General features: G+C 73.2%; 11 protein-coding genes. 8 read left to right on the plus strand and 3 right to left on the minus strand.

The genetic code is table 11. From position 1 onward, the window contains the following. The first annotated feature begins 142 nt into the window (after positions 1-142). From ACIF8S_RS13675 to ACIF8S_RS13690, 4 genes are read left to right on the plus strand one after another with little or no spacing between them, the layout of a single operon-like run. Positions 143-1,306: an acyl-CoA dehydrogenase family protein gene (locus ACIF8S_RS13675; protein WP_399999266.1), complete on the plus strand. Its 1,164-nt coding sequence runs from the start codon at positions 143-145 to the stop codon at positions 1,304-1,306. A gap of 36 nt (positions 1,307-1,342) precedes the next feature. Next, on the plus strand, positions 1,343-2,923 hold the full coding sequence (locus ACIF8S_RS13680; RefSeq protein WP_399999267.1) for a 4-coumarate--CoA ligase family protein: 1,581 nt from the start codon (positions 1,343-1,345) through the stop codon (positions 2,921-2,923). Further along, the gene (locus ACIF8S_RS13685; RefSeq protein ID WP_399999268.1) at positions 2,920-3,654 is read left to right on the plus strand and encodes an enoyl-CoA hydratase family protein; all 735 of its coding nucleotides are present in this window, start codon (positions 2,920-2,922) and stop codon (positions 3,652-3,654) included. The genes ACIF8S_RS13680 and ACIF8S_RS13685 overlap by 4 nt, the downstream gene beginning before the upstream one ends. A gap of 7 nt (positions 3,655-3,661) precedes the next feature. After that, a complete protein-coding gene (locus ACIF8S_RS13690) occupies positions 3,662-4,276 on the plus strand; it encodes a TetR/AcrR family transcriptional regulator (RefSeq protein ID WP_399999269.1) in 615 nt (204 codons plus the stop codon). A gap of 122 nt (positions 4,277-4,398) precedes the next feature. Here the strand turns inward: ACIF8S_RS13690 and pdxH are convergent, their stop codons facing one another. Continuing rightward, positions 4,399-5,067, minus strand: a complete 669-nt coding sequence (pdxH, locus tag ACIF8S_RS13695; protein ID WP_399999271.1) for a pyridoxamine 5'-phosphate oxidase — start codon at positions 5,065-5,067, stop codon at positions 4,399-4,401. A gap of 306 nt (positions 5,068-5,373) precedes the next feature. Here pdxH and ACIF8S_RS13700 point away from each other — a divergent pair, with 306 nt between their 5' ends. Together ACIF8S_RS13700 and ACIF8S_RS13705 are read left to right on the plus strand one after the other, a co-directional pair. Continuing rightward, a complete protein-coding gene (locus tag ACIF8S_RS13700) occupies positions 5,374-6,474 on the plus strand; it encodes a citrate synthase 2 (protein ID WP_399999272.1) in 1,101 nt (366 codons plus the stop codon). Between the two features lie 700 nt (positions 6,475-7,174). Next, entirely contained in the window at positions 7,175-8,569 is a 1,395-nt protein-coding gene (locus ACIF8S_RS13705; protein ID WP_349798745.1) for a PAS domain-containing protein, read from the plus strand. Positions 8,570-8,602: 33 nt separating this feature from the next. Here ACIF8S_RS13705 and ACIF8S_RS13710 read toward each other — a convergent pair whose 3' ends face one another. Next, on the minus strand, positions 8,603-9,358 hold the full coding sequence (locus ACIF8S_RS13710) for an SIS domain-containing protein (protein WP_399999274.1): 756 nt from the start codon (positions 9,356-9,358) through the stop codon (positions 8,603-8,605). Between the two features lie 231 nt (positions 9,359-9,589). Here ACIF8S_RS13710 and ACIF8S_RS13715 point away from each other — a divergent pair, with 231 nt between their 5' ends. Both ACIF8S_RS13715 and ACIF8S_RS13720 read left to right on the plus strand, forming a co-directional pair. Further along, positions 9,590-10,282, plus strand: a complete 693-nt coding sequence (locus ACIF8S_RS13715) for a metal-dependent transcriptional regulator (RefSeq protein ID WP_024884243.1) — start codon at positions 9,590-9,592, stop codon at positions 10,280-10,282. 512 nt (positions 10,283-10,794) lie between these two features. Further along, entirely contained in the window at positions 10,795-11,673 is an 879-nt protein-coding gene (locus tag ACIF8S_RS13720; RefSeq protein ID WP_399999275.1) for an alpha/beta fold hydrolase, read from the plus strand. A gap of 84 nt (positions 11,674-11,757) precedes the next feature. On the opposite strand, the gene ACIF8S_RS13725 is transcribed toward ACIF8S_RS13720, so the two are convergent. Continuing rightward, a complete protein-coding gene (locus tag ACIF8S_RS13725; protein WP_399999276.1) occupies positions 11,758-12,504 on the minus strand; it encodes an alpha/beta hydrolase in 747 nt (248 codons plus the stop codon). Positions 12,505-12,696: the final 192 nt, after the last annotated feature.

A 12,696-nucleotide genomic window follows, 5' to 3' on the forward strand; every position in this document is an offset into this window, starting at 1 on the left:
GGGAACTGCGCGAGCAACCCCCACGACACCGCAGCGACCACGCGACCGGACCACCCCAAAGGGGCGCGGGGAACTGCGCGCCCAGCCGAAACGCACCCGCACCCGCCCCACGACTCACAGCCCCTCCTCCCAAGGAGCCCACATGCCGGTGATCGAGTCAGAAGAACACAAGGCCCTCCGCACAGCGGTATCCGCTTTGGGCCACAAATACGGCCGCGCCTACTTCACCCGCACCGTGGAAGAGGGCAGGCCCGCCACCGAACTCTGGGCGGAGGCCGCCAAACTCGGCTACCTCGGTGTCAACCTCCCGGAGGAGCACGGCGGCGGAGGCGGCGGCATCTCCGAACTCTCCATCGTCCTGGAGGAACTGGGAGCCGCGGGCTGCCCCCTCCTCCTCATGGTCGTCTCCCCCGCGATCTGCGGCACGGTGATAGCCCGCTTCGGTACCGAAGACCAGAAGCGCGCCTGGCTCCCCGCCCTCGCCGACGGCACCCGCACCATGGCCTTCGGCATCACCGAGCCCGACGCAGGCTCCAACTCCCACCGCATCACCACGACCGCCCGCCGCGACCCCGACACCGGCGACTGGCTGCTCACCGGCCGCAAGGTGTTCGTCTCCGGGGTGGACATCGCCGACGCCACGCTCATCGTCGGCCGCACCGAGGACGCCCGCACCGGGAGCCTGAAGCCCTGCCTGTTCATCGTCCCGCGCGACACCCCGGGCTTCCAGCGCCAGAAGATCGACATGGAACTCAACGCGTCGGAGAAGCAGTTCGAGCTGACCCTCGACGACGTGCGGCTGCCCGCCGACGCGCTCGTCGGCGACGAGGACGCGGGCCTGCTCCAGCTGTTCGCCGGTCTGAACCCCGAGCGCATCATGACGGCCGCCTTCGCGATCGGCATGGGCCGCTTCGCGCTGTCCCGCGCCGTCGAGTACGCCCGCGACCGCACCGTCTGGAAGGCGCCCATCGGCTCCCACCAGGCGATCGCGCACCCCCTCGCGCAGGCGCACATCGACCTCGAACTGGCCCGCCTGATGATGCAGAAGGCCGCCCACCTCTACGACGCCGGCGACGACATCGGCGCCGGGGAGGCCGCCAACATGGCCAAGTACGCGGCGGCGGAGGCCTGCGTGAAGGCCGTCGACCAGGCCGTGCACACCCTCGGCGGCAACGGCCTCACCCGGGAGTTCGGGCTCGCCTCGCTGATAACGGCCGCGCGCGTGTCTCGTATTGCCCCGGTGAGCCGGGAGATGATTCTCAACTACGTCTCCCACCAGACCCTGGGCCTGCCCAAGTCGTACTAGGCGACAGGCGGGCTCCCCGGCCGTCTTGGAGGAACCATGTTCCGCAGCGCGTACGCAGACGTCACGCCGGTCGACCTTCCCATCCACGAGGCGGTGCTCGGGCGCGCCGCCGAGTTCGGGAGCGTCCCGGCGCTGATCGACGGCACCGACGGCACCACCCTCACCTACGAACAGCTGGACCGGTTCCACCGGCGGGTCTCCGCCGGGCTCGCCGAGGCGGGCGTGCGCAAGGGGGACGTGCTCGCCCTGCACAGCCCCAACACGATCGCCTTCCCCACCGCCTTCTACGCGGCGACCCGCGCGGGCGCCTCCGTCACCACCGTGCATCCTCTCGCCACGCCCGAGGAGTTCGCCAAACAGCTGAAGGACAGCGCGGCCCGCTGGATCGTCACCGTCTCGCCGCTGCTGGACTCCGCGCGCCGGGCCGCCGAACTCGCGGGCGGGGTCGAGGAGATCTTCGTCTGTGACAGCGCGCCCGGACACCGCTCGCTGATCGACATGCTGGCCTGCACGGGCCCCGAGCCGGTCGTCGACATCGACCCGGCCGAGGACGTCGCCGCGCTTCCGTACTCGTCCGGGACGACCGGCGTCCCCAAGGGCGTGATGCTCACCCACCGGCAGATCGCCACCAACCTTGCCCAGCTCCAGCCGGCGATCACGGCGGGCCCCGGCGACCGCATCCTCGCCGTGCTGCCGTTCTTCCACATCTACGGCCTGACCGCCCTGATGAACGCCCCGCTGCGGCACGGCGCGACCGTCGTCGTGCTGCCGCGCTTCGACCTGGAGCAGTTCCTCGCGGCCGTCCAGAACCACCGCATCACTGCCCTCTACGTCGCCCCGCCGATCGTGCTGGCCCTCGCCAAGCACCCCCTCGTCGCCCAGTACGACCTCAGCTCGCTGAAGCACGTCATCAGCGCCGCCGCGCCCCTGGACGCGAGCCTCGCCGCGGCCTGCGCGCAGCGGCTCGGCCTGCCCCCGGTCGGCCAGGCGTACGGCATGACGGAGCTGTCACCCGGCACCCACGTCGTCCCGCTGGACCTCATGGACCAGGCGCCGCCCGGCACCGTCGGCAAGCTCATCGCCGGCACCGAGATGCGGATCGTGTCCCTCGACGACCCCGGCAAGGACCTCGGGCCGGGCGAGTCCGGGGAGATCCTCATCCGCGGCCCGCAGGTGATGAAGGGCTACCTCGGCCGTCCCGACGCCACCGCCGTGATGATCGACGAGGACGGGTGGCTGCACACCGGGGACGTCGGCCATGTCGATGACGAGGGCTGGCTGTTCGTCGTCGACCGGATGAAGGAGCTCATCAAGTACAAGGGCTTCCAGGTCGCGCCCGCCGAGCTGGAGGCGCTGCTGCTCACCCACCCCGGCGTCGCCGACGCCGCCGTCATCGGCGTCTACGACGACGACGGCAACGAGGTCCCGCACGCCTTCGTCGTCCGCCACGCCTCCGCCCCGGAACTCACCGAGGGCGAGGTCATGATGTTCGTCGCCGAGCGTGTCTCCCCGTACAAGCGGGTCCGGCACGTCACCTTCATCGACGGCGTGCCCCGCGCCGCCTCCGGAAAGATCCTGCGCCGCGAACTCCGGGCGGCGCACAAGGAGCCCTCGTGACCCTGATCGGCCGCAGTCGCACCCGGGGCGTCGAGACCCTGTCCCTCGACGCCCCGGAGCGCCGCAACGCCCTGTCCGCCGCCCTCGTCGGCGACCTCGCCGCCGCGCTCACCGACGCCGGGAAGGACCCCGGCGTCCGCGCGGTGGTCCTCACCCACACCGGCAACACGTTCAGCGCGGGCGCCGACCTCAAGGACCCGCCCCACCCTTCCGCACTGGTCGGGCTGGTGCGGCAGATCGTCGAGCTGCCGAAGCCGGTCGTCGCCCGGGTCACCGGGCACGTCCGCGCGGGCGGTCTCGGACTGCTCGCCGCCTGCGACATCGGCGTCGCCTCCCGCGCGGCGACGTTCGCCTTCACCGAGGTGCGCATCGGGGTCGCCCCGGCGGTGATCTCCCTGCCCCTGCTGCCCCGCACCGACCCCCGCGCCCTGTCCCGCTACTACCTCACCGGGGAACGCTTCGACGCCGACGAGGCCGCCCGTATCGGCCTGCTCACCGCGGCCGGCGAGGACGTCGACGACACCCTCGCCCCCGTCCTGGACGGGCTGCGCCGGTCCGCCCCCGAGGCCCTCGCCGAGACGAAACGGCTGCTCACGGCTAAGGTGCTGGAGACCTTCGACCGGGACGCGGACACCCTGACCGCGCTCTCGGCCCGCCTCTTCGCCTCCGCGTCCGCACGCGAGGGCATGACGGCGTTCCTCGAACGACGGGATCCGGAATGGGTGGTGTGAGCGCGGCATGGGCGAGGTGAGCACGGCCGACCGTGCGGCACGCGTCCCCAAGCAGGACCGCAGCCGGGCCACCCGGCAGCGGCTGCTGGAGGCCGCCGTGGCCTGCCTCGCCGAACACGGCTGGGCGGGCTCCACGGTCTCCGTCGTCGCCGAACGCGCCGGTGTCTCCCGGGGAGCCGCCCAGCACCACTTCCCGACCCGCGAGGACCTGTTCACGGCCGCCGTGGAGTACGTCGCCGAGGAACGCTCCACGGCCCTGCGCGCGCTCTTCCCGGAGGGGGCAGCCGCCTCCGACCGCCGCGCGGTGGTCGCCGCCCTCGTCGGCCTCTACACCGGCCCGCTGTTCCGCGCCGCCCTGCACCTGTGGGTGGCCGCCTCCGACGAGGAGCAGCTGCGCCCCCGCGTGACCGAGCTGGAGCTGCGCGTCGGGCGCGAGTCGCACCGCATCGCGGTGGAACTCCTCGGCGCGGACGAGTCCCGCCCCGGTGCCCGGGAGACCGTGCAGGGGCTCCTGGACATGGCCCGCGGCCTGGGCCTCGCGAACCTCCTCACCGACGACACCGCCCGCCGCGAACGCGTCGTCGCCCAGTGGGCGGCCCTCCTGGACGACGCCCTGCGCTGAGGTCACGGTCGGCGGCACCGCCTCAGGGTCCCCCGGCGGCGGGCGTCCGCGGCGACAGTCCGGTGTTCCGTCCCGGACGGGGCGGCCCCCGGACGGTCCGGCGCGTCCCGCGGGGGATCCGCTCACGGCGCCAGCCGCTCCACCCTCCACCCGCCGCCGGGCACGGCCACGTACCGCAGGCGGTCGTGGAGGCGGTTCTCGCGGCCCTGCCAGAACTCCACCGTCTCGGGCACGACCCGGAAACCGCCCCAGTGCGGCGGCACCGGCACCCGCTCGGGCTCCGGGTAGCGCGCCGCCAGCTCGTCGTACGCGGTGTCGAGCACCTCGCGGGACGCGATCACCGTCGACTGGCCGCTGGCCCACGCGCCCAGCTGTGAGCCGTGCGGCCGGGTGCGGAAGTACGCGGCCGTCTCGTCGCGGCCGGTGCGCCGCGCCGTGCCGGTGACGATGACCTGCCGGGCCACCGGGTGCCACGGGAACAGCAGCGAGACGTGCGGGTTCTCGGCCAGGTCACGGCCCTTGCGGGAGGCGTAGTTCGTGTAGAAGACGAACCCCGCCTCGTCGAACTGCTTCAGCAGCACCGTGCGCGAGCTGGGCCGGCCCGCCGCGTCCGCGGTCGACACGATCATGGCGTTCGGCTCGAACAGCCCGCCCTCCCGCGCGGCCTGCGCGAACCAGCGCGCGAACTGCTCGACGGGGGTGGCGGCGAGGTCGGTCTCGGAGAGCCCCTCGCTCCGGTACTGCTTGCGCATCGAGGCGAGATCGAGGGGAACGGCGTCTCGGTCGGTCACGCGGTCATCCTGCCGTATCCGCGTCACCCCCGAGGGCCCACCGTGGCCTGGGTCACGGGTGCGCGGTGCCCAACGTCACGGGTGGCACTCAGTGCCGCGAACCCTCCCCAAAACTGGCACTCAGGGATATCGTGCTGGCACTGATCCGGTTGGGTGACCGCCAGCCGGGCATCACAGGGGTGACGTCCACGACCGCGAGTCCTCCCGAGCCGACCGCGGATCCCACGGACCCACGCCGACCGCGCCACGACACATGGTCGTCCCACCCCACAACACCATCTGTCACCCACCAGAAGGAGCCGCCTGATGTCCGACTTCGTACCCGGGCTCGAAGGAGTCGTCGCGTTCGAGACGGAGATCGCCGAACCGGACAAGGAGGGCGGTGCCCTCCGCTACCGGGGCGTCGACATCGAGGATCTGGTCGGTCACGTCTCCTTCGGCAACGTCTGGGGGCTGCTCGTCGACGGGGCGTTCGCCCCCGGGCTGCCGCCGGCCGAGCCGTTCCCCATCCCCGTGCACTCCGGTGACATCCGCGTCGACGTGCAGTCCGCGCTCGCCATGCTGGCCCCCGTCTGGGGCCTGAAACCGCTCCTCGACATCGATGCCGCGCAGGCCCGCGACGACCTCGCACGCGCCGCCGTCATGGCCCTGTCGTACGTCGCCCAGTCGGCGCGCGGCCAGGGGCTGCCGATGGTGCCGCAGAGCGAGATCGACAAGGCCGAGTCGGTCGTCGAGCGCTTCATGATCCGCTGGCGCGGCGAGCCCGACCCCAAGCACGTCGCCGCCGTCGACGCGTACTGGACGTCGGCCGCCGAGCACGGGATGAACGCCTCCACGTTCACCGCCCGGGTCATCGCCTCCACCGGCGCGGACGTCGCGGCCGCCCTCTCCGGGGCCGTCGGTGCCATGTCCGGCCCGCTGCACGGCGGCGCGCCCTCGCGCGTGCTGGGCATGATCGAGGAGATCGAGCGCACCGGGGACGCCGAGGCGTACGTCAAGCAGGCCCTCGACAAGGGCGAGCGCCTGATGGGATTCGGCCACCGCGTCTACCGCGCGGAGGACCCGCGGGCCCGCGTGCTGCGCCGCACCGCCCGTGAGCTGGGTGCCCCGCGCTTCGAGGTCGCCGAGGCGCTGGAGAAGGCCGCGCTGGCCGAGCTGCACTCCCGCCGCCCGGACCGCGTGCTGGCCACGAACGTGGAGTTCTGGGCCGCGATCGTGCTGGACTTCGCCGAGGTGCCGGCGCACATGTTCACGTCGATGTTCACCTGCGCCCGGACCGCCGGCTGGTCGGCGCACATCCTGGAGCAGAAGCGCACGGGCCGTCTGGTCCGCCCGTCGGCCCGCTACGTGGGCCCGGGTTCGCGCGACCCGCGGGAGATCGAGGGGTACGGGTCCATCGCGCGCTGACCGCGCGCCGGGACCATCCTCCGGGAGCCCTCCGGAGAAATCCCGGAGAACGCAGGCGACCCGCGAGTCTGGTTCCCCCTCGGGGGAGCCGGCCGGACGATACCGGCGACTCGCGGGTCGGGTGACTGCGTTGGATTGGGCCGGTTGCGTGCATCACTCGCACGCCGGTCCGGCGCCGAACCGAGTACGGCGGCGGGCCACTAGCCCGCAGCCACCTCTTCCGTCCGGTTGTCATACATCTGCCGAACCACCTCCTTTCCGAAGTACCGCCACTGTAAGAACCGCTCGCCGCAGGATCAACCACTTTTTTCCGGACCGTCCGCGGAGCCGTCCTCCGGGCGCCCGCGCGTAAGGGCTTCGGGTCCGCGCTCCACGAGGCCGGTCATGAGCACGCGCGGGCGGCGGGCGCCGCGGCCGTCGAGACGGTGGTGCTCGCCGCGAACGGGGACGGCGTCCGGTTCGCCCGCGCGCGGGGATTGGACGAGACCGAGCGGTACGTCCTGCCCGGGGAGACCGATGTCTGGCTGACGTTCCGGTTGAGGACTTTTCCCTCGTGAAAGCGTGGGTACGAGGTCGGCGGGCAACAATTCCCACAATCTTGTCGAGAACTCGATGTGCGCTGAGTCACGTTCAAGTTGAATGATTGCAAGTGAGCGAACCGTCGTGCCGTACGGGCGGACACAGCCTGCAGGGGGTCCAGGTGAGTGCATCCCGGCGTAGTGGGGCCACCGACGAGCTCGGGCCGGAAGGGCCCGAGCCCGAGCGGGAGGGGCCGTCCGGCTCCGATCTGCTCGCGGCGCTGCTCGACGGCATGGACGCGGCCCTGTGCGCCTTCGACGCGGACGGTGTGGTGACGCACTGGAACCGCGAGGCCGAGCGCGTCCTCGGCTGGACCGCCGCCGAGGCCGTGGGCCGGGCCGGGTTCGCCGGGTGGGCCGTGCGCAGCGCGGACGCCGAGGAGGTCGAGGCGCGGCTGATGTCGGCCATGGACGCGCCGGGCCGCCAGGTGAACGAGTTCGCGCTGCTGACCAAGGACGGCGGCCGGGTGCTGGTGCGCACCCAGTCCGCGGCCGTACGCGGCCCGGACGGCAAGCCCGCCGGGGTGTACTGCGCGTTCAGCGAGGTGCACGCGCAGATCGACCTGGAGCGCTCGATCGCGCTGAGCGAGGCGCTGCTGGAGGACGCGAGCTGGGGTGTCGTCCTGGTCGACGCCGACCTGCGGCCCGCCGTGGTGAACGCGCACGCCGCGCGGGCGCTGGGTGCCGGGCGTACGTCCGTGCTGGGGCGCCCGCTGGGCGAGCTGCTGACCCAGGGCGTGGAGGAGCTGGAGAGCGCCCTGACGCATGTGCTGGCCGAGGGCGCGCCGCCCGCGCCGGCCGAGCTGTGGGTGAGCGTGCGCACACCGGAGGGGGAGCGCCGGCGGTGCTGGCGCAGCGGGTTCGTGCGGCTGGCGTCGCCGCTCGCCGAGGAACCGGTACCGCTGGGCGTCGGCTGGCTGTTCCAGGACGTGACCGACTCCCGGCAGGGCGAGCAGGAGGCGTCGCTGCTGCGGTTCCGCGCGCAGCAGCTGCACCGCGCGGCGCGTGCGGCGGCCGAGTGCGAGGACCCGGCGGAGGCGGCGACGGTCCACCTGGACTTCGCGCTCGCCGGTTTCGCCGATCACGCCCTCATCGACCGCGTGGCGGGCGGCGGCGAGGACACCGACCGGGTGCGGCTCGTACGCATCGCGGCCACGCCCTCCGGGGTGCCGGGGCCCAGCAGGCTGGACGGCCGGGCGGGGCTGCCGACGCGCTACGCCGAGGGGCATCCGGCGCTGCAGTGCGTGGAGCGGGCCGGGTCGGTGCGGGCCGGCGCGGGCTCGCTGCCGGCGGAGGCGGCCCGGAAGTGGGCGCTGGCGCGGCAGTGGCCCGAGGACGCGGTGCACGCGCTGTGCACGGTGCTGCGCAGCAGGGGACGCACGCTCGGTGCCGTGACGTTTCTGCGGACCGCGAACCGCACGACGTTCGAACGCTCCGACGCCATGTACGCGGAGGACGTCGCCGCCCACATCGCCACGGCCCTGGACCTGGCGGCCCTGCTCCCCGAGGACCGCTGAGCGGCACGTACGAGCGCCAGGGGCGTACGGGCGTCAGTGGTGGTAGAAGATGCGGTCGCCGTACTCGGTCATCACGCGGGCGTTCCAGTCGTGGCCGCCGTCCACGTTGCCCGAGCGCAGCAGCGGCGGCTCGATCCCGCGGTCGGCGAGGGCGGCCGCGGCGGTGGCCATGACCGCCTGCAGCAGCGCCGAGGTGACGACCGTGGACGCCGGCGCGAACGGCGCGGGCACGCCGTCCCAGGTGAGCTCCGCGTCGCCGACCGCGATGCCCGAGTCGAGCACCAGATCGCAGTGGTCCTTGAGGAACGTCCCCGAGGAGTGCCGCGAGGAGGTCTCGGACGCGTAGGCCACCGACGTCACGCCGATCACCCGTACGCCCATCGTGCGGGCCTTCATCGCCATCTCCACCGGCAGCGCGTTGCGCCCGGACAGGGAGATGATCACCAGGACGTCGCCCTCCCGCAGCGGCGAGGACTCCAGCACCACGCTCGCCAGCCCGTCCACCCGCTCCAGCGCGGAGCCCAGGGTCGCCGGCATCACGTCGACGCCCACCATGCCCGGCACGGTGAGCAGGTTCATCAGGGCGAGACCGCCGGCCCGGTAGACGAGGTCCTGCGCGGCGAGCGAGGAGTGGCCCGCGCCGAAGGCGAAGAGCCGTCCGCCGTCGGCGACCGCGTCGGCGAGCAGGGTGCCCGCGGCCGCGATCGGCTCGGCCTCCTCGTCGCGCAGCCGCCGCAGCAGCCCGATCGCGGCGTCGAGGAACTGACCGGCGGGCGTGCGGTCGCTCATGCGGCTTCCCTTCGGGGCGGACACGTCGCCGATCACCGTGCGGTCTGGACCACTGCCGTGTCAATACGGTGGTGGCGCGGGCCGGTTTCCCAGGGCTGAGCCCCCTCGTTTCCGGGGCGCGGCCCGGTTGTCGGCCGTATGCGTAAGAATTGAAGCTCGGGCCAGCGCACACGCCGGTGAGCAGTCCAGCCTCCGGCAGAGCCAATCCGCAGATCTCATCGAGGGGCACGTATGTCCGGACTGATCGACACCACGGAGATGTATCTCCGCACCATCCTCGAGCTGGAGGAGGAAGGTGTGGTCCCCATGCGCGCCCGGATCGCCGAGCGGCTCGACCAGAGCGGGCCGACGGTCAGCCAGACGGTGGCCCGGATGGAGCGCGACGGTCTGGTGTCCGTCGCCCCGGACCGCCATCTGGAGCTCACGGAGGAGGGCCGCCGGCTGGCCACCCGCGTGATGCGCAAGCACCGTCTCGCCGAGTGTCTGCTGGTCGACGTGATCGGCCTGGAGTGGGAGCAGGTGCACGCCGAGGCGTGCCGCTGGGAGCACGTGATGAGCGAGGCCGTCGAGCGCCGCGTCCTGGAGCTGCTGCGGCACCCCACCGAGTCGCCGTACGGCAACCCGATCCCGGGCCTGGAGGAGCTGGGCGAGACGGACGGCGCCGACCCCTTCCTCGACGAGGGCATGGTGTCGCTGGCCGACCTGGACCCGGGCGCCGAGGGCAAGACGGTCGTCGTGCGCCGGATCGGCGAGCCGATCCAGACGGACGCGCAGCTGATGTACTCGCTGCGCCGGGCGGGCGTGCAGCCCGGCTCGGTGGTGAGCGTGACGGAGTCGGCGGGCGGGGTGCTGGTGGGCAGCAGCGGCGAGGCGGCCGAGCTGGAGTCGGAGGTCGCCTCGCACGTCTTCGTCGCCAAGCCCTGACCCGCGGCCCCGCGGGGGCGAAGGCCTCACGCTCGCGGTGACGAACGCGCCGAATCCGGGATCCGTTGTGCCGAATCGCAGCGCCTCCCCGGCCGGCGTGCGAGGCTGTCGCGTGAGGCATATGACCTGAGGGGTTCTTGGCCGGACGACCTGGACGCCCGGCCGGGGAGGGGCGGGACGATGTGCCGTGACCACGTGAGGAGCCCCGGCGCCGTGCGGCGCCGGGGCCTGTCCTCCCCTGTGCTGACCCGGAGCCCCGAGCTCCCAGGGTCATTCCCCTCGGACCGTTTTCCCCGAGCGGTCCGCCTCCCGCTGAAAATCTCCCCCGGGCCACGGCGGTCAATCCCCGAACGGGGTCACTCGAACGAGGGGTGTTGCCGGGCAGACGGGTATTTTCGAATGCTCATTCGATAACGTGCGGCAGTGGTGACAGGCAGGAGCCGGCGGACCGACGGGTCCGGTGGACCGGCGGCAGGCAGTGGGCAGGCAGCGAGCTTGGGGGGTGCCAGACCATGGCGCGACGCATCGACGTGACAGGGGCGGACGGCGTACGTCTGGCCGCCTGGGAGTTCGGCGACCCGGCCAAGAACGGGCCCGGCCCGGTGGCGGACGCCGGCGCGGACGCCCCCGGCGTGCTGTTACTGCACGGCCTGATGGGCCGCGCCTCGCACTGGGCGTCCACCGCCCGCCGGCTCTCCGCGCGCCACCGCGCGATCGCCCTCGACCAGCGCGGCCACGGCCGCAGCGAGAAACCCTCGGACGCCTCCTTCACCCGCGGCGCCTACGTCGACGACGCGGAGGCCGCCCTCGAACAGCTCGGCCTCGGACCCGCCGTCCTCATCGGCCACGCGATGGGCGCGCTGACCGCCTGGCAGCTGGCCGCCAAACGCCCCGACCTGGTCCGCGGCCTGATCATCTGCGACATGCGCGCCTCCGCCCTCGGGGGCGCCTCCCAGCGCGAGTGGGCGGAGTGGTTCGCCTCCTGGCCCGTGCCGTTCGCGACCCTCGCCGACGTGCGCAAGTGGTTCGGCGAGGACGACCCCTGGGTGGAGCGGCCCAACCCGGCCCGCGGCGAGTTCTACGCCGAGGTGATGGCCGAGTCCCCCGACGGCTGGCGCCCGGTCTTCGAACTGGACCAGATGCTCCGCTCCCGCGAGACCTGGGTGTACGACGCGCACTGGGAGGAACTGGCCCAGGTCCGCTGCCCCGCCCTGGTGGTGCGCGGCCTGGACGGCGAACTGGGCCGCGCGGAGGCCCAGGAGATGGTCCGGGTCCTGCCCCGCGGCCGGTACGCCGAGGTCGCCGACGCCGGCCACCTGGTCCACTACGACCAGCCCGACGCCTGGTTCTCCGCCATCGAACCGTTCCTGGAGACCCTCGACGAGACGTGAGGGCTCCGGAAACCCTCGACGAGACGTGAGGGCTCCGGGGAGCCCGAGCCGCCAGCCGCGGCCCGAGCCCCCGCGAGGCCGGCGTCAGGCGGCCTTCAGATGCCGCGCGAGGAACCGCGCCGCGGCGTCCCCCGCGTGCTCGGGGACGCCGGTGTGGCCGCCCAGATGGGCGTGCAGCGACTTCTCCCCGGAACCGAAGGCGTCGAACAGGTCCAGGGCCGCCTGCCGCTCGTTCCCCTCGTCGTCCCACTGCAGCAGGACGTGCAGCGGCACGGTCACCCGCCGGGCCTCCTCGAACATGACCCGGGGCACCAGGCTCCCCGCGAACAGGACGGCGGCCTCGATGCGCGGGTCGGCCACCGCCAGCCCGATGCCGACGGAGATCAGCCCGCCCGAGTAGCCGACCGGACCGCCGATGCCGGGCAGCGCCAGCAGCGCGTCCAGGGCGGACCGCCATTCCGGGACCGCCCGTTCGACCAGCGGGAGGACGAGCGCGTCGACGGTCTCGTCGCCGACCGGACCGCCCGCCCGCATCGCCCGCCGGAGACCGGCGCGGGCCTCGTCCAGGGCCGGCCACGCGGGCCGGTCGCCGCTGCCGGGGAGCTCGACGGTGGCCGTCGCGAAACCGTCCGCCGCGGCCCGGCGGGCCCGGGTCACCAGCCGGGGATACATCGCGCGCAGGCCCAGCGGGGGGTGGCCGAGCAGGATCAGCGGCGCCGGCGCGGCGGCTGACGCGGCCGGCGGCGTCCACAGCAGGCCGGGGATCTCGCCGAGGGTGAACTCGCGTTCCAGGAGACCGTCGTCGAGGTGCTTCTCGGAGATGACACGCATGGTGGTGCCTTTCGGGAGTGCGCGGAGACGGCGCTCCCGGACGACCTGCCTATCGCCCGACCGTGACCCCGGAGGGGAGCACCCATGTCAGTACGGCGTTCACGGGTACCACCTCCTCGCTCTCTCGCACGGCCTCCGGGACCGTAGCACCGGCCACCCCGGCCGCCAACCGGTTTTCCCACGCCTCGGCCG

The organism is Streptomyces sp. NPDC085937, from assembly GCF_044540535.1.
Taxonomy (GTDB): Bacteria; Actinomycetota; Actinomycetes; order Streptomycetales; family Streptomycetaceae; genus Streptomyces.